Origin of the sequence: Chryseobacterium jejuense, from assembly GCF_900100075.1 — a bacterium.
Taxonomy (GTDB): domain Bacteria; phylum Bacteroidota; class Bacteroidia; order Flavobacteriales; family Weeksellaceae; genus Chryseobacterium; species Chryseobacterium jejuense.
Genome location: NZ_FNEG01000006.1, coordinates 241,044 through 265,249, shown reverse-complemented (window position 1 = coordinate 265,249; position 24,206 = coordinate 241,044). Strand labels below are relative to the sequence as shown.

General features: G+C 36.6%; 19 protein-coding genes. 1 reads left to right on the top strand and 18 read right to left on the bottom strand.

The annotated features are described in order from the left end of the window. Positions 1–74 precede the first annotated feature (74 nt). On the top strand, positions 75–953 hold the full coding sequence (locus tag BLS98_RS18460; RefSeq protein ID WP_089738198.1) for an NAD(P)H-binding protein: 879 nt from the start codon (positions 75–77) through the stop codon (positions 951–953). Positions 954–1,096: 143 nt separating this feature from the next. On the opposite strand, the gene BLS98_RS18455 is transcribed toward BLS98_RS18460, so the two are convergent. The 18 genes from BLS98_RS18455 to rpoC all read right to left on the bottom strand — a co-directional run bounded on the left by BLS98_RS18455 (position 1,097) and on the right by rpoC (position 24,166). Continuing rightward, positions 1,097–4,840, bottom strand: a complete 3,744-nt coding sequence (locus tag BLS98_RS18455; RefSeq protein ID WP_089738196.1) for a sialidase family protein — start codon at positions 4,838–4,840, stop codon at positions 1,097–1,099. A 7-nt stretch (positions 4,841–4,847) separates the two neighbouring features. Further along, positions 4,848–5,210, bottom strand: coding sequence for a hypothetical protein (locus tag BLS98_RS18450; protein ID WP_139166154.1), 363 nt, complete (start codon positions 5,208–5,210; stop codon positions 4,848–4,850). Between the two features lie 239 nt (positions 5,211–5,449). Continuing rightward, entirely contained in the window at positions 5,450–6,733 is a 1,284-nt protein-coding gene (locus BLS98_RS18445; RefSeq protein ID WP_089738192.1) for an alkaline phosphatase family protein, read from the bottom strand. Positions 6,734–7,032: 299 nt separating this feature from the next. Further along, on the bottom strand, positions 7,033–7,869 hold the full coding sequence (locus tag BLS98_RS18440) for a GNAT family N-acetyltransferase (RefSeq protein ID WP_089738190.1): 837 nt from the start codon (positions 7,867–7,869) through the stop codon (positions 7,033–7,035). A 32-nt stretch (positions 7,870–7,901) separates the two neighbouring features. Beyond that, positions 7,902–8,297, bottom strand: a complete 396-nt coding sequence (locus tag BLS98_RS18435; RefSeq protein ID WP_089738187.1) for a cytidine deaminase family protein — start codon at positions 8,295–8,297, stop codon at positions 7,902–7,904. Positions 8,298–8,308: 11 nt separating this feature from the next. Beyond that, the gene (locus BLS98_RS18430; protein ID WP_089738186.1) at positions 8,309–8,911 is read right to left on the bottom strand and encodes a GrpB family protein; all 603 of its coding nucleotides are present in this window, start codon (positions 8,909–8,911) and stop codon (positions 8,309–8,311) included. Positions 8,912–9,053: 142 nt separating this feature from the next. Next, a complete protein-coding gene (locus BLS98_RS18425; RefSeq protein ID WP_089738184.1) occupies positions 9,054–9,797 on the bottom strand; it encodes a T9SS type A sorting domain-containing protein in 744 nt (247 codons plus the stop codon). A 1-nt stretch (position 9,798) separates the two neighbouring features. After that, entirely contained in the window at positions 9,799–10,323 is a 525-nt protein-coding gene (locus BLS98_RS18420) for an ankyrin repeat domain-containing protein (RefSeq protein ID WP_089738182.1), read from the bottom strand. Further along, the gene (locus BLS98_RS18415; RefSeq protein ID WP_089738180.1) at positions 10,320–10,862 is read right to left on the bottom strand and encodes a YceI family protein; all 543 of its coding nucleotides are present in this window, start codon (positions 10,860–10,862) and stop codon (positions 10,320–10,322) included. The genes BLS98_RS18420 and BLS98_RS18415 overlap by 4 nt, the downstream gene beginning before the upstream one ends. Before the next feature lie 10 nt (positions 10,863–10,872). Then, positions 10,873–11,220: a c-type cytochrome gene (locus tag BLS98_RS18410; RefSeq protein WP_228425391.1), complete on the bottom strand. Its 348-nt coding sequence runs from the start codon at positions 11,218–11,220 to the stop codon at positions 10,873–10,875. Position 11,221: 1 nt separating this feature from the next. Further along, positions 11,222–12,064 (bottom strand): DUF5777 family beta-barrel protein, encoded by an 843-nt coding sequence (locus BLS98_RS18405; RefSeq protein ID WP_089738176.1) that lies wholly within the window; start codon positions 12,062–12,064, stop codon positions 11,222–11,224. Positions 12,065–12,191: 127 nt separating this feature from the next. Then, on the bottom strand, positions 12,192–12,839 hold the full coding sequence (locus BLS98_RS18400; protein WP_089738521.1) for a Crp/Fnr family transcriptional regulator: 648 nt from the start codon (positions 12,837–12,839) through the stop codon (positions 12,192–12,194). Positions 12,840–13,053: 214 nt separating this feature from the next. Next, positions 13,054–15,240, bottom strand: a complete 2,187-nt coding sequence (locus tag BLS98_RS18395) for a TonB-dependent receptor (protein WP_089738174.1) — start codon at positions 15,238–15,240, stop codon at positions 13,054–13,056. Positions 15,241–15,277: 37 nt separating this feature from the next. Further along, positions 15,278–15,766, bottom strand: coding sequence for a hypothetical protein (locus BLS98_RS18390; RefSeq protein ID WP_139166153.1), 489 nt, complete (start codon positions 15,764–15,766; stop codon positions 15,278–15,280). A 74-nt stretch (positions 15,767–15,840) separates the two neighbouring features. Further along, positions 15,841–16,296, bottom strand: coding sequence for a hypothetical protein (locus BLS98_RS18385; protein ID WP_139166152.1), 456 nt, complete (start codon positions 16,294–16,296; stop codon positions 15,841–15,843). 3 nt (positions 16,297–16,299) lie between these two features. Then, on the bottom strand, positions 16,300–19,149 hold the full coding sequence (locus BLS98_RS18380) for a T9SS type A sorting domain-containing protein (RefSeq protein WP_089738167.1): 2,850 nt from the start codon (positions 19,147–19,149) through the stop codon (positions 16,300–16,302). A 358-nt stretch (positions 19,150–19,507) separates the two neighbouring features. After that, positions 19,508–19,813 (bottom strand): DUF3467 domain-containing protein, encoded by a 306-nt coding sequence (locus tag BLS98_RS18375; protein ID WP_027375539.1) that lies wholly within the window; start codon positions 19,811–19,813, stop codon positions 19,508–19,510. An 87-nt stretch (positions 19,814–19,900) separates the two neighbouring features. Then, positions 19,901–24,166: a DNA-directed RNA polymerase subunit beta' gene (gene rpoC / locus BLS98_RS18370; RefSeq protein ID WP_089738166.1), complete on the bottom strand. Its 4,266-nt coding sequence runs from the start codon at positions 24,164–24,166 to the stop codon at positions 19,901–19,903. Between the last annotated feature and the right edge of the window lie 40 nt (positions 24,167–24,206).

Below are 24,206 nucleotides of genomic sequence, written 5' to 3'. Positions count from 1 at the left end.
GTTTGATCAATTTATACAAAACAATCATTACTAAGCGGTTACATAAAACATTAAACAACAATAAAAATTTATATATGAAAATTATAATCACAGGATCATTAGGAAACGTTGCTAAACCTTTAACAAAGCAATTGGCAGAACAAGGACATGACATTACCGTTATCAGCAGCAATGAAGAAAGAAAACAGGACATTGAATCTTTAGGAGCAAAAGCTGCTATCGGGTCTATTACGGATGTTGATTTCCTAACCCGAACATTTAATGGAGCAGATGCTGTATTTGTAATGACACCTCCTGCCATCAGTGCTGAGAATATTGTTCAGAACACCATCAATGCCGGAAAAAATTATGCAGAAGCATTAAAGAATGCCGGAGTAAAAAGAGCGGTAATGCTGAGCAGTGTTGGAGCTGGATCTCCAGTAGAAAATGGGCCTATTAAAGGGCTTCATCATATCGAAAAGCTTTATCAGGAACTTGAAAACACCTCGTTTACTTTCCTAAGAGCAGGTTATTTTTACACTAATTTTTTCAATGATATTCCATTGATTAAAAATGCAGGAATTATTGGTGGTAATTTTCCTGAAAACACGGAAATTCCTGTAGTGCATCCAATAGATATTGCTAAAGCAGCAGCGGAGGAATTGGTAAAAAACGAAACAGGTAAAAACATCCGATATATTGTAAGCGACTCCCGCAAAGCTTCTGATTTTGCCGGAATATTGGGTACTGCTATTGAAAAGCCAGCACTTCCGTGGGTTGAATTCTCAGATGAAGATTCTTTAAATGGAATGCTGCAAGCCGGTTTACCACAAGACATGGCCGAACTATACGTTGAAATGGGACTGGGAATGAAGACTGGAACTGTACAAAAAGATTTTATTGAACATCATTCTCCTGTTACCGGAAATATTAAATTGGAAGATTTCGCTAAAGAATTTGTTTCTCAGTTTTAAGCCGGAAATTAGAAAAGATAAACTGGAATTTTATGAATCATAAAATTGTTAGAAAACAAAAGACTCTCCTTATTGGAGAGTCTTTTTATTTAATACAAGCAAACTTTTAAAAATCTACCTGTTTGAAAACGTAAGGATACTCATTAGTTTTTAATTAATTTCAGAGCTTTATTCTCTGTACCTGTTTTTACAAGGACCAGATAAAGTCCTTTTGTAAGACCTTTTACATCCAAATCAATTTTTGGTCCTTTCTGCTTTTTCAAAGATATTACCTGTCTTCCGGAAGCATCGTACACGTAAACATCAACATCTCCTTTATTATTGGAAGGAAGCATAATCCCTGTAACATCATCTGCCGGGTTAGGTGCTAATCTGATTCCTTCTTCCGATTTCACAATATCTTTTACTCCAAGAGAAGAAGTAGGAACTATAGATTTAATAAGCCATCCATAAGAAGTAACTTCTGGGTCACTTACCAAGCGAAGTCTCACAGCAATTTCATCTCCAGAGGCAAATGTTCCTAGATTTAAAGAGCTGTTCTGGAATAATGTTTCATTCACATTGGCTGCTGTAAGAGCGGTTCCACTATTAGTCCAGTTACTGAATGATGCTTCGTCATAAACCCCCATGGTAGTCCAATTAACAAGATCTTTAGAACCTTCTACATAAGCAAAATCATATCCTGCTTCTGTAAGTGCCATATGTCTCATTGTCATTGCAGAAGCGGGCCCTACAATCACTGGGGTTTTTATATAGGTCTGATAAGTTGTAGAATTGGCATATGGGTGTCCAACATTATTCAATACGTTATAGGTAAATTTATTAGATACATTATCTACTACAAATTTACCTGCTCCAATATACACATCATTGGTTGTGAAGGCCGGATTATTAATAGCAGACGCACCAGGATTAAAGTTGATAATATCTAAAGATTTTGTATCCTTGATTGTTTCTTTAGTTCCGTTAGCATACATTCCGCTCACTGAAATAGAGTGAATGCCTTCTGATAAAGTTGAAGTGGTAGTAAATGTATAATCGGTATTGGGCTGAGTACTGGAAATTGTTGATACATAAGTATTATCAACATACACCTTCAAACTTGTAATTTGTGGATTTGTATAATTAAAGACTGCTTTGGCTTTTGTATCATGAATAGCCACCTGATTCGCACTCTTTATAATAGGACGTGCTACATATTCTGGAAGCACATAAGTTGCCAGCTCAGGAATAGTAGCGGTCCACACTCCTCTGCCATGGGTAGCAAGAACCACCTGGTCATTCACTATTTTCATTTGCCAGATAGAAACCGGAGGCATGGTGGTTACAAGAGACCATGTGGCACCGTTATCTACCGTTTCGAATATTCCTATATCTGTTCCTGCCCAAAGTATTCTATCATCAAATGGCATTTCAATTAAGCTATGTACCGGAACATCTGGAAAGCCTGTAGAAGTAGATCCCGTGCTATATCCTGAAATATCCGTCCATGTTGCTCCAAAATCATTGGTTTTTACCACTTTCGGCTGAGCGGCTACGGAAAACATTACATACGATCTGGCTTCTGTTGTATTTGATGGAGAAATTCCACTGATATAATAGTTACCTGCTGTTGGCATACTACCTGTTGTTTTTGCAAAAGTAGATCCATTATCTTTTGAAACATTGATTTTATACGTTGTTCCTGTTCCTCCGGAAACAGCAGATCCGGCCCAAACCACATCAGGATTTGCTACTGATACTTTAACCGTTGCAAACGAAGCATTACCATTCCAGGTTCCGTTATTGGCTGCTGTAAAGGTTGATAAGCCCCATGTTCTACCAAAATCCGGCGACTTCCAAACTCCTTTAGAAGATACTGTAAATACAACATCCGGATTATTATTAGCATTGGCCAATTTTGAATAGAATGGAGATGATGTCGATCCATAGTCTGCATTTCTGGCTGTAAAACGGCCTGTAGTACTTACTCCCTGTTCGGTTCTTACAAAGTTATTGTACTGTGAACCAAATATCATTTCATTAGGCTTATTATAATTCCAAAGGGCTTCAAATCCATCTCCACCTAATAAAGATAAATAGTTTGAACTGCTTGAAGACGGAGCTGTAAGGGTTGCTGACGACCCATTATCCTGAGCACCTGCTACATAAGCATCCACTCCATTCTTTTTGTCTGCACCATAGAATTGTGTTGTATTGAGTCCTGTAACAGGATTCCCCCAATCTCCCTGAGTTTCTCCAGGGTTTGTTTTATATTGAGTAGAATATACTCCCCCATCATTGGTAAGCAATAATCTGAACTGGGCAGGATTTGCCGGATCAACCTGACAAACAATACCATGCTGATCAGGGTGTACAGCTGTGTTAAGATATGCTGTATTATAACCACTCGCAATAGAGAGTACATTGTAAGAATTATCCGTAGTATCTACTGTAACCTTTGCTACCGAAACTCCGCCTACATAAATAATATTTTCATTAAACGGGTGAGCTGTAACGGCATTATCATACCATCCCTGATCCCCAAGTATTTCTTTACTGTTTCCGGTTTTATAAGTTAAAGCCTGAAAGCTGGTCCCCGCGTTTGCAGACATATATATTCCTGTAGTTGCTCCTTCCTGGCAGCTCAGAAAAATTTTACTCGGATTAACCGGAGATACAGCAATTTCCATTCTTTTGATTGCTTTGTTAAGAGCCAGCGCATCAAATACTTTTGTCCAGGTTGCCCCACCATCTGTAGATTTAAGAACTCCTAAAGTATTAACGGAAGCATAAATGGCACTGAAATCACTGGTTGCAACAAGATCCTGGGTAGAAACATAAGCCGTTCCAGCTACAGTTGATCCCGTAAAAGTCTGATTCCAGGTAGTTCCACCATCCTGGGTTACATAAATTCCTTTTGAAGAAGCTACCAACAGATTATTTGAGTTGGCTGGGTTTACCAATAATCGTCCTACATCACCAAAAGCAGCAGTATTCAGTAATCTTGTCCAATGCTCTCCTGCATCCGTGGATTTTATAAGACCTGTTCCCGTAATCTTATCTAAATTACCAAATGGCTCTCCCGTTCCTGCATAAACAACATTGGGGTTCTGCGGAGAAATGGCAATTGTAGAAGTAGCAAGGTTAGGGACAGCAAAATCTGTAGTATTTTTCCAGGTTGTTCCTGCGTTATCAGTAATCCAGACACCACCACCTACTGATCCTACATACCATTTATTAGGATTCTGAGGTGAAACTACGATACTTCTGTCTCTCCCCGGAATATTATTAGGACCTCTCTCAGTAAAAACAACGTTGTTAATAGAATAAGCTCCATTTTTAGCAGCAATGGAAGATTTTTGCTTAGCTTGCTTAAGAGTTGCACTGTTAAGTGCTTTATTATATTCTTTCAGTAAATTTCCATCTTCATAGAGCATTTTGTTGGTACCAATGGGCATTGTGATCTGACGTCTGTATTCTGCCATTTCCTCAATACCTTTCTTCTCTTTAGCCCCTGCTTCCTGCTCTCTTAATTTTTTATCAGCACGGTGTCCCATGACCATTTCCCCAGATTTTGCCATACTCATCAGCAATTCCTTTCTAAGCTGAGTTTCTTCAACACCATCACCAAAGTTTTCAAAAACTTTATTAAACTTCGGATCATTAGATGCAAGTATCTTTTTCAGGCTTTGCTCTTTCTGTACCTGAGCGTACACTTTTTTATCATCCGAAACTTTAATTTTATCTTGTTCCGCTGATTCTTTTTCTTTCTGTTTCATTATTCCGTCAGCATTTGCCGACGGAGGGCGGCTTTTGTCTGCTTGTGTATTGAAATGCTGACAGGCATTCAATAAAAAAACAGCGCTGATTACAATTGCCCCATTTCTGATGTAGTTTTTTTTCATGTCGTGGTTATTTTATAGGTATTAACATTTGATTGTCATTTTCTTTTTTGTCTACTTCCAGTTCTGTTTTTATCATTTTACGATATGGTATGATAACGAGAACATTATCTGATCTCCACTTAATGGAATCTGCAAGAATTTTTGTTTTATCTTTTTTAAGAACATTCGTTTTGGCGTCCGTTACATAATACGTAAGCCATCTGCCAGGATCCAGAGGGTTATCTTCAAATTTATAAAAGAGAATAAAACGGTTATCCGGACTCCATTTTCTGGAGTACTTATTTCCCACATCATTACTTACAAAACCTGTTTTAGCAGAGGGTTTACAGCAAATCAAGAGCATTATTACTATACTGGCAAAAATTTTCATAAAATACAGAATAATTCACTTTTAAAGATATAGAAATTCAATATAGGAATTACAAAAAATCAACACAAAAACAATCAATATGCTAATCTATAATTAGTTTAAATAATATTTATACATCTGATTACAAGATTCATTGTAATAAAAACAGTTTCGGCGCACCAAAGGTGCGCCGAAACTTATCTGAAAGTTTATAAAAAAATCGCAATACATTGTGGTATTGCGATTCTATTAAATAAATTTTATTTTTTTTCTTTTAAGATTTTTCCTAAAACCTTTATTTTACCATCAATCGGCTGATCAATCTTTAACCCTAGAACCTCAGCCACTAAAGGATAAACATTGATATTGGCAAATTCACCAATTTCCATATTATTTTTAAATTCCGGGCCCCATGCATAGAAGGTTGCCTTCATTTCAGGGACTGTCCTTGGGTTGTACCCATGTTTGCCAACGGAAGTTTTCTTTCCTTTTTCCAGAAATATTTTCGGTGCTTTGGGAAGGAGAAGAATTTGACCTATCCTGTTGTATTTATCATCTCTAGCAGCAAAGTGCAGGTATCTTGGTAGTTTTTTATCTAAATACACTTCGTAGTCATCTGTTTTATGGGCTTTTAGTTCTTTATAAACAGCTTTCACCTCATCTGAATTCTTAACATATACTCTTACAAGGGTCTGGGAATTATAAAAATCGAATCTGTTTTTATCAAAAAGCAGCGCTGGAATTTCCAAAGGAGTTCCTCCATCAACCTTAATCATTCCATGGTCTGAAACAAAAACAAAATTGACATTTTTTAATCCTAAATCATTGACTTTCTGAACCAGGTCTCCAATGGCTTTATCAATCAAATGAACAGCTGTTTCTGTTTCCTGGGTGTCCGGGCCAAAGTGATGTCCGCTTCCATCTACTTCCGGGAAGTATAATGAGATAAAATGGGGTCTTTGATCTTCCGGCAACTTCAGCCAGTTCACTACTTTTTCTACTTTTTCGGATGGTGTAAATTTTTCATGATAAGGATAATAATAAGTAGGTCTCATTCCGCCTGCATCGCTTGCAGATCCAACCCACATTAAGGATGCAGATATCATTCCCTGCTTTTCGGCTAGTCCCCAAAGAGGAGTTCCGCCATACCAACTTCCGTCTTCTGCATTTTTTTTATTACTCATCGCATAGGTTTCCTTTCTCTGATAGTCGTAGAAAAAGTTATCAATTAAACCGTGGTGGGAAGGATAGAGTCCGGTGATAAGACTCCAGTGATTGGGGAAAGTAATACTCGGATAGCTCGGAATCATAGCTTCTGCTTTTACTCCATTACCCGAAAGTTTCAGTAGATTTTCGGCATTGTATTTTTTTGCATAATCATATCGAAAACCATCGGTGGAAATCATGATAACATAAGGTTTTGACTGGGCTTCAATGCTATTCAATCGGCCTGGCACTATAACCTGAGCTGTATCTGTAGTTTTCTGCTGTGCAAAAACCGTTAAGGAAAGAAACAGCAGTAAAAAATGTATTCCTCGCTTCATTATTTAAAAATTTTCGGCAAAGTTACATTCTCTACTGCTCCCTGAAAAGTTTAAGAGATTAAAAGTATATTAAAACCCCTTTATTTTTTTTATGTAACCTGAATTCGGGTTAAGGAAACCAGAATTAAAGGCTGGAAGCTGGAAGTTACTTTCGGTTATAATAACTATACTCACCCTTATGATTAAATTTCCTTTAAAAAGAGGAAAAAACTAATATTGATGGCTTTCATTACTTCCATCTTCTGGCTTCAAACCAGTAATTCTTATCCCGAACTGAGGTTAATGTAAATAAAAACAGATTAAATACTACGTGTCATTTCAAACTGTGATAACCAGTTTTGAAGACCTATTTTTTTATCCAGAAACTTATCCGTTTCTTTAGAGGTATCATCTACATTATTGATAGCCACAGGCTGTCCATCAGCAATAGCTGTGAAAAGTCCGGAACCTATTCCTTGTTTTCTATAGTCTTTATGTACCGCTATCTGAAGTACCCTTCTTGCTCCAGGATTGTAAATGATATATCCTACTAAATTTTCATCCGAATAAGCTCCCAATGCCTGATAATTTTCCGGCATAGGATTCAATACATAAACAGATCCCTGCCATGAAGGCTCAATATCCCAAAAGGAAAGTAGATTATCCCATTGAAAGTTCTCCATTTCTTTTATTGTTATGGTAGCGTTTTCCGCTCCTGAATTAATATTTCCTTTAAAGCAAAGCAATTTTCTTACGATGCTAAAACCTAAATTTTCATAAGCTCTGATTGCGGCAGTGTTCCCTTCAATAACTTCAAGCAGGAGCACATCTGCTCCTCTTTCTTTTAAAGCAGGAATGATAAAATCATACATTTTTCTTACCAATCCTTTTCCTCTGCTTTCGGGCACTACGCCAGTTCCGCCATTGTAAATAATTTTCTGCCCATTCTCCAGCTTTTCAGACTGAAGGATAAAACTCACTAATTTTCCTTCTTCAAAAGCACCTACTGAAATATTCATATCTAATTTTTCAGCGATAATTTTTGCCGCAAGTATTTCTTTCGTAAGATGAAAAGGGACAATATAATCGGAAAAAGAAAGATTGAATACTGCTAAAAGGTCGTCTAATTCAACATTGGCTAAGGTTTTAAACTCCATTGGATCTTTATTTTTAAATTATCATTCTACGATTACCATTCTCTGTCAAGATCTTCTTTCCAGTCGTAAGGCATTAATTCTTTTAAGGTTACAAACACTCCGTTTTTCACTTCTATTACTGCATTGAGATTCTCTTTAGCCAGCTGACTCATCAATTCTCTGCAACGCCCACAGGGTGGAACTGCATTTCCATCATTTCCCACTGCCACTACAGCTTTGATATAACGTTCTCCGTTCTTCAGCATTTCCGCTACAGCACTATGTTCAGCACAAAATCCCATAGAACATGCTGTATCTATACTAATTCCTGTATATACATTTCCATCAATAGTTTCAATAGCGGCAGCAACTCCGCCATATTCTATAAAGTCATTCAATGTTGTCGATTTTGCAAACCGGCTGGCTATCTCCTTTAAATCTTTTCTCATTGGGCAAAGTATTAAGGTTTCTGATTATTTAAATACCATTGAATAGCATTTTGTTCTTCCTTTTTTATAAACGGATCTTTTCCATCATTATAATCATTGCCATCCAACCATTCCATCATACTAAGCTTTTCTTTTAATTGCTGATATTCCTCTTTTACTTCAGGATGAGCACGAAGGTAATCACGAAATGCCATATGACGAAGCCAATGTTCAGATGAAACAGGGATAGTATGGATATGAGCTATCCGAAGACTATGGTTATGAAGTTCTTCGGGAAATTCATCTTCTGAATGAATAATTCCCGGAAATCCCAGGTTCTGAGGTTTATCTTTCAGCTTAATAAAAAAACGGCGATACGGCATATCTTCGTTGTACTTTTCGTAGTAAACATAATCCTTTCCCTCTAATAAAAGAGGAACTTTATTGAGTTCGGATTCATCTTTTATCCCAATCATAATGTCTATAATAGGTTTTGCTGATAATCCTTCTACAGAAGTGCTTCCGATATGTTCTATTTGGGGATCTAAAAAGCCTATACTTTTTTCCAGTTCATTTTTAATGGATTCAAACTGGTTCTTCCAGAATGGATTGTATTTTTCAAAAGTAACTTTCATGGGCATCCGCTTACTACACAAATATATAAAAAAACCAGGCAACACCCTTGAATAAAGGCTATTAAAAACTATGATCAATACACAAAAGAATAATACCCCTGAAAAATCAGAGGTATTATTAAAAATATTTGGATGTGTTTTTTTATTCTTTGATTAGCTTTTCGTAGGACAAGCTTCCATCTTTCAATTTGATTTCAAAATAATAGGTTCCCGGCTTAAGGTCTTCAACACTGATATTTTCTCCATCCGGTTTTATAGATTTTACTTTTCGCCCTGTTGCATCATAAACCTCAAGAGAATTGATCTTGTCAACATTTTTGAAATTCACAGTGGTCTTAGCTGGATTAGGATAAAGACTGATTTTCTTGTTCGCAGCAGTAACTTCATTTGTTGATAGAGTACTGGAAGCCATTGTTAAAGTTGCATAATCTCGTCCTACATCATGATACCCTAGAGTATTACCAGTCTTACTAGCATAGAAAATATTGATTGTTCCTGCTGCATTCGGAATTGCAAAATCACCGGCACCTCCGGAAAGACTTCTTGTAGCCACAATAGTTCTTGTACTTCCTGATACTGTATTTGATGTTTCCGTCCAGTCCTGGCTAGGATCTGCATTAGGCATTGTCTTCCCTATAAATGTATAATCTCTGTTAGCTGTAGAATTATAAATAAATCCATCAGACCCTGAGGCCATACCTGTAGTTCCAAACCCAATTCCAAGCATGTAATTGCTGTTTCCTGTTAATGTGAGTGTTACTCCTGTAGGGGTTGTATCTAATTTCACCGTCATACCGGTAGCTGGAAGAGCTACCGTTCCTGACGAAAACTGTGCCCATGCAAAATTTGCAATAAGCAATCCTAATGTTAGTAAAGTTTTTTTCATATCACTTTTTTAAGATATTAATGATTTCTTCCTTGTGGGTCTGTAAGGCATATTCAAAAGGAGTCATTCCCATTGAATCTTTTATTGATTTATCGGCTTTATATTTAAGCAGAAGTTCAATGAGTTCTTTATTTCCGAATTTTACTGCCCAAAATAATGGTGTAGAACCCGTATCATCTGCAATATTAGGATCTGCATTTTTCTTTAGTAAATCTTCAACCAGTTTTTTGTTGTATTTCACGGAAAGCCCCGCTAATGCTGTTCCTTCTTTGCTTTTATAGTTTACATTCTTTACATGATCTATTAAAAATTCAGCTACTTCTACATTTCCTCTGTAGCAAGCCAGAATAAGAGGTGAAAAACCATTTTCATTGGTTTGATTGATGATATCAGGATTCTGCTTCATTAGTTCTTTTACTTCCGAAACGGTTCCGCTTCTGGCAATATCAAATATGGATTTTGCTTTCTCCTGGGCCCATAAAAAAGATCCTAGAAATACACTCAGTGCTATAATCAGGTTTCTCATTTTATCAGAATATAGTTGTATTCAACATTTACACTTTCTGCAACTTTTTTAGCAACCAACTTAGGTATGGTTACTTTATAATCTGCCGGTCTTGCTACAAAGCTTCCCTGCATATAAATCTTTCCATCCTTTGCATACACTGAAGCTGCAGAAGTAATCGCTTTATCTACTCCATGAAAGTTTAAAGTCCCCTGAACTGTATATTTCTGTGGGCTGGCAGTAAGTTTTGATTTGTCGAAGCCTACAATTTTTCCTTTGAATGTAGTTTTAGGAAATTTTGCTGACTCAGCATAGCTTTCATTGAAATGCTCTTCCATTAATTTGGTTTTAAAATGGAAATTTTTAACAACAGAAACAGATGCCATTTCTCCGGTATCCGCATTAAGAATAACCAGATTAGCATCATCCTGGGCATAAATATCTTCAAAAAGAGGTACTGATGCTTCAAATGATAGTTTACCGGTTTTTGAACTGTATTTCTGGGCTGAAGCGTAACCAGCAAAAAGTAAGAATACGCTCAATAATGTTAGTTTTTTCATATCAAATATTTTAGTTTTCGGTTAATCCATCAGCTTTCCACTTAATGAACATATTGATCTGCGTTGCCGATAATGAACCTCCTTTGGGCATTTTCTGTGGGTCTCCGTTTGCTCTTTGAATCCGGTCAATAATCCCATCTATATTATTTTTTACCTGATCATAAGTGGCTAGCGGTTTAAAACTTCCTGCTGAATGGCATCCAATGCAGTTATTATCCATAATCGATTTTATATCTGTTGTATATTTTACAGGCAATATAATGGGGGTGTTTTCTGAAATTTCCTCATAGGTCCTGCTTTCACACGCAATAATAACCGCTGCAAATGATATGGCTAGTATGTATATTCCTTTTCTCATATTAAAAAACTCTGTAAAGATTAAACCCAAAGAAAATGTGTCCTTTTCCCCAATTTCCGGATGCATTTGTAAGATATCCAATATCTGAATTGATCTGGGAGTTCGTAAATAAAAGCTGGAAAATATGTCCTCCGGTTTCTATATCCAACCCTAATGATAAGGGGTTTTTATAAAAACTGTGATTGTCGAAATTCACAAAATATTCTGCATTTACAGAAATTCTTTTTGAAATTTTATAGCGTCCGCCAAGCCCGGCAAGAAATTGGTTTTTATCTTCTACAGTAGGCTCATAAAGATTCTTATGTACGTATGAAGGGGTAAGCTGTAATGAGAATTTATCACTAAATCTTCTGGAAATAAGAGCCTGTGTAAGATATGATAGTCTGTCACTGAATCTAAGGTGTGGATAGGTATCTTTATCCAAAGCTGTATTGGCACCCATTACATGATAGCCTACAACATCTATGGGAAAACTGTCATTTTGTTTTACCAATCTATATTTAATGCCACCTTCAAAAGTTTTCATATTGGTTTCCCGGGACAGACTTAAAGATATGGCATCTGTAACTCCGTAGATGACACCTAGCTTAGTAGAGGCATTATCTAATCCGAAAAAATCCTTAAAACCGGCGCTTACATCGCCAAAACGGTGGGCCACTACCATATACCATTCTTTTTTGGCGGCAAGTTTAGTGGATTGTCCGGTTACAATCTGCAGTGCTTTGAATGCAGGTTGTGAAGTATCTGTACTGGTTTGTACAGTATCGATATCTTTCAGCAGATCTTCCTGTGCAAAGGCAAAAACTGATGAAAGTACCGACAAAAATAAGAGAGCTTTTGTCATATTACAATTTCTATTAAATTATGATATAACAAATCTATCGTGTTATCAATTCAAAAATATGTGATAAAAGTCACCAAGAAAATAGTTTTTATCAATCATAAATCTAAAATATTTAAAACAATATAAATTAGACTAATCTAACATTGTCATTTACAGCGACTTTTATTCCTTCTTTTGTTTGCAGAATATCTCCATCACTCTCTATTTTCTTCAAAACTCTGCTTACCACTTCTCTGGAGGTTCCAAGATTATTGGCGATTTCTCTGTGCGTAATTTTTATGGGATTATTTCCAGTAGCGGAAATTTGTTGTTTGATATAATTAAGAACTCTTTTATCCAGACGGTGAAAAACAGCATCGTTTACCATATTCATTACTTCTGAAAATCGTCTGTCATATTCACGATAAAACAATTTATTAATCTCAGGAAACCTCAACAGCCATTCATGCATAATGGAAACTGGAACCAACAATGCTTCGGAATCTTCCTCTGCTACAGCATAAACTCTGCTTATGTAATCTGTAAAAATAGATGAAAAAGTCATCAGACAGCTATCACTTTCTTTAATATAATAATAGATGAGCTCTCTTCCGTCATTAAGTGTAAAAACTTTTATAGATCCTTTGAGTAAAAAAGGGACATACTTATTTTTCTGCCCTTCTCTCACAATTTCTGTCTTTGATTTTATATCTGCTAACACAGCATGCTTCTGAAACTCATCCAGAAAATCGTTTCCCAAGAACCCGAATTTCTGAATAATAAATTGATTATCCATATCCTTTTTTCCTTCAATATTTTGAAACAAATATATAAAACAAGATCAACTATTCGATAAAAAACAAAAAACTTTAATTATTAATAAATAAATACAATCTTAAAACCCCTTTATATGAAGATTTACTATAAAAAATTCTCTATATTAACAATTGGCAATAAAAAAACTGTTTCAATTTTATGAAACAGTTTTTTTTAAGATGCTATTTTTCAGATCAGAATCTGTATTTCACATTAAATCCATAAAAGAAATAAGATTTCCCAGGTCCTGGATTAAGATCTGTACTTACTCCCTTAGGGTAACCACTTCCTGTATCAGAATCATTGATATTATTTCCTAAGAATAGAAAAGTATAGTTAGTTTGATTGGTAAGATTGTTCCCCATTACATACAAGTCTAAGTCAAATTTGTTGAAAGATTTTTTAAATCCTAACTTAGAGTTAAACAATCCAAATCCTTTTACCAGATTAGAATTTCCGAAGTCTGCATATACATTTCCAAGATAATTATAGGTATTCACAAGATAGAATCCTGGTTTAGTAAAAATATCCAACCCTACAGCGTATTTATTCCTTGGAACTCCCACCACTGTCTTATGGTCATATACCATTAATTTCCCTATAGTCTTACCTGTAACAGGGTCTATATATTTTGGATCATACATTGAAAAGTCTTTATACTTCGTATCATAATAAGAAAGATTTACAAATGGAACCACTCTTTCAATAAATGAATTCTCTGATCTGTACTGGTATCCGACGCTCACTTCCAAACCGGTATTTTTCTGGCTTCCAGTATTAGCCCAGTATGTCTGATTAGCCATATTCCCCGGAATTAACAACTGTGTAAGTTTATCAGAATAATCTATCCTGAATGCTGAAATACGGTAATCTAATTTGGTATTCATTAAAAGCCCGTGTACACTAAAATCTACCATTCTTGCACGTTCAGGTTTTAAATCATCATTCATGGTATTGGTACCGGTAATGTATGATGAAGCTGCTGTAGGAGAATTATATCCTTCACTATAGCTCAAATTAAAGATCTGATGTTTCCATTCTTTCTGCAAAGCAAAGTGAGGAGTGTACGCCATGTCATATTTCTTGTTGAATGACTGGTCTTTACGGCCAGCAATCAAACCTGGCAATGCATAAAGATCTTTTCTATCATAATTTGTTCTATTAGCACTTATACCCGCCAACAAAGTAAGCCCCCAAGGTTTATAGGTAAGATAATCAATCACAAAGTAGGTGGATTGATTATTATTATATTTAAAATAAGAAGCTCCACCCATCCCTGTCGTCTGCAAAGGCTCAGTTTCAGAACCGGTAAATCGGTAGCTTGAAGTAGTAGATACTGAATTTTGTATTTCTACTCCAAAATCTAAACGGTTTTCAAAATCTTTAAATTCATTCTTTAATGTAAAAGTAGAACGCAATCCTACATTCGGAGCGCTTGTTACTCCGTAGGCTCCCGCCGAAACACTTTCCGTATTTGCGTTATAATAAAACAAAGTGGTATAGTTTCTTAAATTAGAAGTAAGACTTACCATATTACTCAATCCTACTCTTGTTGATTTTATTTTCGTTCCAGAGTTTTTTCGGATATAAGCAGGGTTTCCGTTATCAATTCCAGCATAATAATCATCGTATGAAATCTGTCCTGAAGTATGCTCATAAGAATAAGCCTGGCTTGCAAAGAAGCTTAACTGATCTTTTTTTCCCAACTTAACGGTACCATTCACATTAAAGAAGTTTTTCAATCCGCTGCCATTAGGTCTGTATCCATCTGTTTCAAGGTGTCCGTAGGCTGCACTTACAGAGTAATTCTCATCGGCAACATTCAATTGTGTTCTCGACTGGAATGTTTTAAATGCCCCGAACATAGCGTTTTCTGAGATGGATGCACCTTTTGTGAAATCCGGACGGGTATAAAAACGGACCGCTCCTCCAACTCCACCACCATACATGGTTGCTGCAGGACCTTTGATAACTTCTACATTGGTCACATAAGCAAAGTCAACATCATCCAACACTGTTACCCCTTCTGCATTGGTTAACGGCATATTATTCCAGTAGGCTTTCACCCCCCAGTTATTAAACTTCTGATCGTTTCCATATCCACGAAGTACAAGTCTCTGCCCACCAAAATTGGTTCGTTTGTCTACCTGAAGACCTGGCATTGTTGACAATGTTTGGTCAATAGCAGCAGGATTGTTCCTGTTAAGATCTTCTTCAGAAAGCGTTTCTACAGATTGTCCATGTCTTTTGAATTCTGCTCGTTCTTGTTTTATTTTCTTTCTACCAAGGATATTAACTTCATCAATTGATCCTTCCTGTACCTGTTGAGCATGAGCTATAGCGCAACCTAACATTGCTGCTATGCATATATATTTTTTCATTATTTAAAAATTAGTTATCATTAATATTATATTCACTTTAAACAAAGTGATTCTCCGGAGGCGGAATACTAATAGATAAATAATGAGTACTTTCTAATAGGTAATAGTGATTGGGTATTGTATTTAGATCCAACGTTAAAAAAATGGAAAATTCCTTCTCACCAAGAATGGTAAAACGGGATGTTTTAAGTACAACTTTCTTATGGCCTTGGAGATCAATCTGAGTTCTCAGATCTCTTTTCTTAACGGTTAATTTTTTCGAAAGATCCACCAATGAATTGATGATGATGTCTTTTTTATCCAGGTAACAGAAAAAAAGCTTTTCCCCATTGATCCTGCTCACCTGAACAACATCATAAGAATATCCATTGAGTACAAATTCTTTGTCTTCTTTCCATTCTGCTTTTACAAGATCATCTTCTGTAAAGCATACTGTTTTGGATTTCTTTAAAGGATGACGGGCAATATTATACTGTGTATGTTCGTATAGTTTTCTTTTTACATGAGAAACAACCTTGTAAGCCATATTATTAAATAACATGATTACCGGAATACATAAAAAGATAAAAAATAGTTTTCTGTTCAACAATAAAAGATATTTTAAGGAGCCAGTTCTTCATAAGTTTCTACCGAAGTAAACTTTGGAATACTAATTCTATGGGACCTATTAGATTTTTCTAAAGTATACTCTATCCAACTATCTTTAAAATTAGTAGTCTTCTTTGTACTTTCTATAGATGATCCTGCAGGTAAATCTTCAACATTGGCCTCATTATTATTTTTATATTGGAAGCTGCCTTGTATTACAATCGCACCTCCCGATATATTCTGGCTAAATGGAATTTTGTTTCCTTCCGCCATCAGGGTTTTTATTATAATATTATTCTTTTTCCTCAGTTTTATGGTATATATTGTTCCTTTCACTCCTGCTCTTCCGCCAGACCATTCTGTTTTCTCAGCAGAAATTATGGAAATTGCTTTATCCTGAAAATTGGATACTGGCATTCCGCAGGAAGCCAGTATCCAAAATAATATTAATAATAATAGATTATTCATTTTTTAATCATCATCACCTCCAGTACGTCCAATTACAAGGAAATTACCGCTAAATACGATCTCTCCTTTATCTTCAGCCTTCAAAATATACGTTCCGGGTATCATTTTCTGACCAAACTCTTCATCAGATTTTACATTTTTCTTGCTGTATACCAATCTTCCGGCTTTATCAAATATGCTAATGTCCACAGAACTATGATTGGTATTATTAAATCTTAAACGGGCAATTCCTTTAGATGGATTAGGATACACTCTGTTCATCGTTCTTGGAGAAACTGCTGAAGTTTCTGAAGTTGCCAGAGAAGTATTGGTATTTTGAGTCGTCCATGCTCCTCTTCCATAAGTAGAAACCAGAACAGTTTTTGTAGAAGGTCTGTAATCCAGACTTGTTACTCTTACATTCCCGATATTTCCTGTTACTGATGACCATGTAGGTGCTCCGGAAAGGAAATTAGCAGTTCCCCATACTCCCAATTCTGTACCTACTAATACTTCATTTGGATCATCCGGATTTCTAAGAATAGTTCTTACCGGCATATCCGGTAAATTACCTTCTTTATTCTGCCATGAAGTTCCACCATCTGTTGAATAGAATACGCTAATCTGATTATAATTAGATAATGTTAATAAAATTTCATTTTCATTAGCCCCAAATTCTATATCTGAAATGGTTCCTGCAGCAGGTGATGTTAATACAGTAGATGTATATGATGGAGTATTGGCATTGGTAATTTTGAAAAGCCTTCCCAGGTTAGTTCCAACGAAAAGTGTAGAAGATGCTGTTGTATGAGGTGAAATTTTAAGCCATGAAACCTGTTCACCACTCTGCGCTGTTCCTACATTAATCTGATCATTCGTGAATGTTGTTGCAGTACTGCTAAGCCCGGCTGTTTTGAAAAGGGTAAGCCCCGAACGGTAAGAATAGAAAACATCATTCATCCTGTCCAGTGCAATCTCATTTACGAAATGCCCCAGACTTCTGTTAGCAGAAGTTGAAATCAGATAATTGGCATTGGGTGTTGAATTCAGCAAATAGTGACTATTATTAGTATAACTTGAAATTTCATATAAATCCTGATCGTCATACTCCGGGTACATCCCGTCTCCTCCTGTGGCAGCTGCCAAGGTTAGAAAGTTATTAGGTTGTGGTAGACCATACAGCCACCATGAACCATTATCTTGTGCTCCTGCCAGTAATTCTTCATTTGCCGGAGTTTTTGTAGGATTAAGTACAGCTCCGTAGAACTGGGTTACATTGTATCTTGTATTTCTGGCTACCATACCTCCAACAGCACCAATACTTTCTTTATTGGCGGCAAAGAAGATTCCACCGTCATTTCCAAACATCATTTGGCCTGTATTGTAATTATTGAATGGATTAAACACGATAGCATGCTGATCGGCATGTACTGTAGAAACAGCCAGGTTAGCCATAGCATTGTTGTTAGACCATTTTGAAATCTGCGTCCAGTTAGTTCCTCCATCTGTAGATTTAAATAGATCAATACCTCCAATATACAGGGTATTATCATTCAGAGGGTCTGCAGTTATGACCAAATCATAAAAAGACTGTCCTCTTGTGAAGTCATTGGCCGGGATACTTGTATCTGTAGCTTTAGGTAATTTAATAACTTGTGGCACATCTGAAGTAGACTGCCATGTAGTTCCGCCATCAATTGTTTTTACAATTCTGATAGGCTCCGCAGTTCCTACTCCCTGCATAAAAGCATAGGCTTTATTAGCATCCGTTTTGGAAAGTGTAAAATTAACTCTTGAGCCGGTATTTCCTACATTATAGACTTGATTGAAAGTATTTCCATCTGTAGATTTGAAGATTCTCCCTCCTGAATCTATATTGGAAAACCTTGAACTTCTTGTAGAAAGCCATATAGAATTATCTGCCGCTATTTCTATCTGTTGAATTGAATACCCTGTTGTACTCACTACATTCGTAGTAGCATTCATAGCCAGCAGATTAGCATTCTTAGTAAAGGTGGCTCCACCATCCACTGATTTATATAATCCTGCCTGGCTTAAACCCTGCCATCCGTCATTAAAAGATATCCCAACATAAGAACCGCTTACCCCGGCATATATTTCTGAAACGCCGTTGTTGTTTCTTACTTTAATATCATTGATATAAAAATTCCCATTTCTTACTCCATTAGAAGCATAAGTGACTGGAACGGTAAAGATCTGAGTCCATGTAGCTCCGCCATCTGTAGTTTTCCAGATTCCCGAACCTACAACATCGCTTGTTGATGATTCTCCTGTACCTATATAAAATGTCTGTGGATTGGTTGGATCGTAAGTAATACACACTACTGAAGTATTAGCCCAAAATGTACTCAAAGGCTGCCATTCGTTTGTACTCACTGAGGGATCCTGATTTACCCAAAGACCTCCGGAAACTCCACCAGCAAAAACTCTTTTACCTGTAGGATCGTTGGGATCATACATTATTGCTCTTGTTCTTCCTCCTACATTATAAGGTCCTCTTTCAATCCAGGGTTCATTAATTATTTTTCCTGCAGCAGATCCTTGATTACCGGCAATAAAAGACATTGGCTGAGCAGCTTTGTACTGCCCCATCAAAATATCTTTATTCACCTTTGCTAATTTTTCAAAATTCACATTTCCTGTAATAGGATCCATGGTTCTTTTATAATCCTCCTCGTTATATAAATCTGGAGGGGTTCCCATTAATTTCGAATTCTTACGGGCTTTTTTAATATCTTTTTCATATTTCAAATAAAGCTCCTGTAAGTGCTTCTGATTGGCCTGAGGTTTATTTTGCTGCTGGGCATACATATTCATGCATAGTAAAGCAGCTGCAATAGGATAAAGTTTCATTCCTTTCAATTTTTCACAAATTTAATTAAGAAAAATAAAATAATTTAACTTACATTAACTAAATGTTTTTAATTTGTATTTAAAATCAATAAAACTAATCAATATTATATTTTAAGCATTTTATAAGTCTATATCAATAGTAGAATTACGAAAATTGTAAGCACTTGTGAAAAAGAACAGTTTTGTGAATTAATTACAATCCAATGCATCAATTTCTACATTTTATTTTCATTGTAATAAAAATAAAACTAATTAATCAGGTCCTTTAATTTTCAATTTACACTCTATCAAGCAAAATATTACATAAAAAATGCCCTGGTAAAAACCAGGGCATTCTTATTTTATTGTAAGAAAAATCTTAAGCTTGTACGTTGTTTCCTCCTAATACGAAAGGCTCAACTTCTTTGATTTCTCCAAACTGCTGCTCGTAGTTAGCGATGTTCTGTTGAAGAGCGCTTAATACTCTTTTAGCGTGAAGTGGAGCAAGAATTACTCTTGATCTTACTTTAGCTTGCTGAACACCTGGCATCAACTGAATAAAGTCTACTACAAATTCAGATGGAGAGTGGTTTACTAGAGCTAAGTTAGCATAGATACCAGCAGCTACCATTTCGTTTAATTCGATGTTGATGTTTCCGTCTTGTGGATTTTGATTGTTGTCCATTGTTATAAATTATGTTTTTAAAATTCGAAATTTGAGATTGTGAAAATATAAAAATAATTTCACATCCCAAATTTCAAATCATTAATTTTAGTTAAGGTCTTCGAATTCTTTCTTAGAACCTACGATAACATTCTGATACTCTTTAAGACCTGTACCTGCAGGAATTCTGTGTCCTACAATTACATTTTCTTTAAGACCGTTAAGATCATCTATCTTACCAGCAACTGCTGCTTCGTTAAGAACTTTAGTTGTTTCCTGGAACGATGCTGCAGACATGAACGATTTCGTTTGAAGTGCTGCTCTTGTAATACCTTGTAATACAGGAGTTGCTGTAGCAGGAAGAGCTTCTCTTACTTCTACTAAACTTTGATCTTCACGTTTCAATTTAGAGTTTTCATCTCTTAATTCTCTTGCAGTAATCATCTGACCTGGCATGAATTCTTTAGAATCACCAGCCTCTACTACTACTTTAAGACCGAATACTCTGTTGTTCTCTTCCAAGAAGTCATACTTGTGTTCAAGAGCTCCTTCAAGGAATTGAGTATCACCTCCATCCACGATAGATACTTTTGTCATCATCTGTCTTACGATGATTTCGAAGTGCTTGTCGTCGATTTTTACCCCCTGTAGACGGTAAACTTCCTGGATCTCGTTTACTAAGTATTCCTGAACAGCTGTTGGACCTTTAATTCTTAAGATATCGTCTGGAGTAATTGAACCGTCAGAAAGTGGCGAACCAGCTCTCACGAAGTCATTCTCCTGTACTAAGATCTGGTTAGATAATTTAACTAAGTAAATTTTTCTTTCTCCAGTTTTAGCCTCAACGATCAATTCACGGTTACCTCTCTTAATTTTTCCGTAAGAAACTACCCCGTCGATTTCAGTAACAACCGCTGGGTTTGAAGGGTTTCTTGCTTCGAATAATTCGGTAACTCTCGGAAGACCTCCGGTGATATCCCCTGCTTTTGCAGATTTTCTTGGGATCTTGATTAGGACTTTACCAGCCTTAATTTTTTCACCATCGTTAACCATTAAGTGGGCTCCTACCGGTAAGTTGTAAGCTTTTTGCTCAACACCTTTAGAATCTACCACTTTAAGAGTAGGTACGGCTTTCTTATTTCTAGATTCAGAGATTACTTTCTCTTCAAATCCTGTCTGTTCGTCAATTTCAAGTTGGAATGAAATACCTTGGATAATATCCTCGTATTCTACCTTACCTGCAGTTTCAGCAATGATAACCGCGTTATACGGATCCCATCTACAGATCGTATCTCCTTTCTTCACTTTATCACCTGGTTTCACAGATAATATAGATCCGTAAGGTACGTTAGCTACCATTAATGGAGTTCTAGACTCATTATCAGCAACCAATCTAAATTCTGTTGAACGAGAAACTACAACCTCAGCTGTATTACCGTTTTCATCTTCAGAAGTAATTGTTCTTACTTCATCCATTTCTACGATACCGTCTCTTCTTGCAACAATAGATGGGTTTTCAGAAACGTTACCTGCGGTACCCCCTTGGTGGAAGGTTCTCAACGTAAGCTGAGTTCCTGGTTCCCCAATTGACTGTGCACCGATAACCCCTACTGCCTCACCCATGTGGATCATCTTACCTGTTGCTAAGTTTCTACCGTAACATTTCGCACAGATACCTTTTTTAGCTTCACATGTAAGTGGTGAACGTACTTCAACAGCTTCTAATCCTGCTGCCTCAATTCTCTTAGCTAATTGCTCAGTAATTACTTGGTCAGCTTCAGTGATTAATTCATCACTTTCAGGATCATAAATATTATGAAGAGATACTCTACCTAAGATTCTTTCAGAGATTTTTTCAACGATCTCGTCATTTTTCTTAAGTGCAGTAACTTCTGTTCCTCTCAACGTTCCACAGTCATCTTCTGTAACGATAACATCCTGTGCAACGTCTACCAATCTTCTGGTTAGGTAACCAGCATCGGCAGTTTTAAGAGCGGTATCCGCAAGACCCTTACGAGCACCGTGGGTAGAGATAAAGTACTCTAAGATGGAAAGACCTTCCTTAAAGTTTGCAAGGATCGGGTTTTCGATGATCTCCGCACCGGTAGAACCAGCTTTTTGCGGTTTCGCCATCAAACCTCTCATCCCTGATAACTGACGGATCTGTTCCTTAGAACCCCTCGCCCCAGAGTCAAGCATCATGTATACAGAGTTGAAACCACCTTGGTCAGTTTTCATTCTGCTCATGATCATTTCAGTTAATCCAGCGTTGGTGTTAGTCCAAACGTCGATTACCTGGTTATAACGTTCTGTATCGGTAATTAGACCCATGTTATAGTTAGCTCTAATTTCGTCTACAGTTTCAATTGAAGTAGCAATCATCTGCTTTTTCTCCACAGGTACTACGATATCTCCAAGAGAGAACGATAGACCTCCTTTGAATGCGTTTGAATACCCTAGATCTTTCATTGCATCCAAGAACTTCACAGTGGTAGGGAAATCCGTATCGGCAAGGATCTTACCAATAACGTTTCTTAATGATTTCTTAGTAAGAAGCTCATTAATATATCCTGACTGCTTAGGTACAATTTGGTTGAATAAGATTCTACCTACAGAAGTTTCGATCAATCTTGTTACGATTACACCGTCTTCTTTAACTGGTAGTCTACATCTTACCTTGGCATTTAATGAAACTCTACCTTCTGCATAAGCAATTTCTGCTTCTTCAGGAGAATAGAATGCAAGACCTTCTCCTTTCACTTTCATATCTTCTGTAGAGCTCAATTCTTTAGTCATGAAATAAAGACCAAGAACCATGTCCTGAGATGGTACTGTAATTGGAGAACCGTTTGCAGGGTTCAAGATGTTTTGAGAACCTAACATCAATAACTGAGCTTCAAGGATCGCTTCTGGTCCTAACGGTAAGTGTACCGCCATCTGGTCACCATCGAAATCGGCATTGAAGGCCGTAGTTACTAACGGGTGTAGTTGGATCGCTTTACCTTCGATCATCTTAGGTTGGAAAGCCTGAATACCCAATCTGTGAAGAGTAGGTGCCCTGTTCAATAGTACCGGGTGACCTTTCATCACGTTTTCTAGGATATCATAAACTACTGGTTCTTTTCTATCGATAATTCTCTTCGCAGATTTTACTGTTTTTACAATTCCTCTCTCGATTAGTTTTCTAATGATGAATGGTTTGTAAAGTTCAGCTGCCATATCTTTAGGAATACCACATTCGTGAAGCTGTAAGTTTGGACCTACAACAATTACCGAACGCGCAGAGTAGTCTACCCTTTTCCCTAGTAAGTTCTGACGGAAACGACCTTGCTTACCTTTCAATGAATCAGAAAGTGATTTCAATGGTCTGTTTGATTCAGATTTTACTGCAGAAGATTTTCTTGTGTTATCGAATAATGAATCTACTGATTCCTGAAGCATACGCTTCTCGTTTCTCAAGATTACTTCAGGAGCTTTAATCTCCAATAATCTCTTCAAACGGTTATTTCTGATAATAACTCTTCTATAAAGGTCATTTAAGTCAGAAGTTGCGAAACGTCCTCCATCCAATGGAACTAATGGTCTTAATTCTGGTGGAATAACAGGAAGTACACGCATAATCATCCACTCTGGTCTGTTGATCATTCTTGTATTAGCACCTCTTAATGCTTCTACAACGTTCAATCTTTTAAGAGCTTCAGTTCTTCTTTGCTTAGATCCTTCATTGTGAGCTTTGTGTCTCAAGTCGAAAGACAATGCATCAAGGTCGATTCTTTTTAATAATTCCTCAACAGCTTCAGCACCCATTTTAGCGATGAATTTGTTTGGATCAGAATCGTCAAGATATTGGTTTTCTACAGGAAGAGTTTCCATGATATCAAGGTACTCTTCTTCTGTAAGGAATTCCATGTTCTCAAAATCAGAACCGTCTAATTTCTTAGCAATACCTTGTTGAATCACTACATATCTTTCGTAGTAGATGATCATATCTAATTTCTTAGAAGGAATTCCAAGAAGGTATCCGATTTTGTTTGGTAATGAACGGAAATACCAGATGTGTGCAATTGGAACTACAAGGTTGATGTGCCCGATTCTCTCTCTTCTTACTTTTTTCTCAGTAACTTCTACTCCACAACGGTCACAAACGATCCCTTTGTAACGAATTCTCTTGTATTTACCACAAGCACATTCGTAATCCTTTACAGGACCAAAGATTTTCTCACAAAATAGCCCGTCTCTTTCAGGCTTGTGAGTTCTGTAGTTAATAGTTTCCGGCTTTAAAACCTCCCCTCTTGAGTCTTGTAAAATAGACTCCGGTGAAGCTAGACCGATGGTTATTTTATTAAATCTACTTGATTTATTTTTATTTGACATAATTTTATTTTTGATTAAAAGATTAAAGATTGAAAGATTA

Coding starts and splice junctions, on each gene's coding strand:
- BLS98_RS18460 (WP_089738198.1), top strand. CDS start 75: ATGAAAATTATAATCACAGGATCATTAGGAAACGTTGCTAAACCTTTA.
- BLS98_RS18455 (WP_089738196.1), bottom strand. CDS start 4,840: ATGAAAAAAAACTACATCAGAAATGGGGCAATTGTAATCAGCGCTGTT.
- BLS98_RS18450 (WP_139166154.1), bottom strand. CDS start 5,210: ATGAAAATTTTTGCCAGTATAGTAATAATGCTCTTGATTTGCTGTAAA.
- BLS98_RS18445 (WP_089738192.1), bottom strand. CDS start 6,733: ATGAAGCGAGGAATACATTTTTTACTGCTGTTTCTTTCCTTAACGGTT.
- BLS98_RS18440 (WP_089738190.1), bottom strand. CDS start 7,869: ATGGAGTTTAAAACCTTAGCCAATGTTGAATTAGACGACCTTTTAGCA.
- BLS98_RS18435 (WP_089738187.1), bottom strand. CDS start 8,297: ATGAGAAAAGATTTAAAGGAGATAGCCAGCCGGTTTGCAAAATCGACA.
- BLS98_RS18430 (WP_089738186.1), bottom strand. CDS start 8,911: ATGAAAGTTACTTTTGAAAAATACAATCCATTCTGGAAGAACCAGTTT.
- BLS98_RS18425 (WP_089738184.1), bottom strand. CDS start 9,797: ATGAAAAAAACTTTACTAACATTAGGATTGCTTATTGCAAATTTTGCA.
- BLS98_RS18420 (WP_089738182.1), bottom strand. CDS start 10,323: ATGAGAAACCTGATTATAGCACTGAGTGTATTTCTAGGATCTTTTTTA.
- BLS98_RS18415 (WP_089738180.1), bottom strand. CDS start 10,862: ATGAAAAAACTAACATTATTGAGCGTATTCTTACTTTTTGCTGGTTAC.
- BLS98_RS18410 (WP_228425391.1), bottom strand. CDS start 11,220: ATGAGAAAAGGAATATACATACTAGCCATATCATTTGCAGCGGTTATT.
- BLS98_RS18405 (WP_089738176.1), bottom strand. CDS start 12,064: ATGACAAAAGCTCTCTTATTTTTGTCGGTACTTTCATCAGTTTTTGCC.
- BLS98_RS18400 (WP_089738521.1), bottom strand. CDS start 12,839: ATGGATAATCAATTTATTATTCAGAAATTCGGGTTCTTGGGAAACGAT.
- BLS98_RS18395 (WP_089738174.1), bottom strand. CDS start 15,240: ATGAAAAAATATATATGCATAGCAGCAATGTTAGGTTGCGCTATAGCT.
- BLS98_RS18390 (WP_139166153.1), bottom strand. CDS start 15,766: ATGGCTTACAAGGTTGTTTCTCATGTAAAAAGAAAACTATACGAACAT.
- BLS98_RS18385 (WP_139166152.1), bottom strand. CDS start 16,296: ATGAATAATCTATTATTATTAATATTATTTTGGATACTGGCTTCCTGC.
- BLS98_RS18380 (WP_089738167.1), bottom strand. CDS start 19,149: ATGAAACTTTATCCTATTGCAGCTGCTTTACTATGCATGAATATGTAT.
- BLS98_RS18375 (WP_027375539.1), bottom strand. CDS start 19,813: ATGGACAACAATCAAAATCCACAAGACGGAAACATCAACATCGAATTA.
- rpoC (WP_089738166.1), bottom strand. CDS start 24,166: ATGTCAAATAAAAATAAATCAAGTAGATTTAATAAAATAACCATCGGT.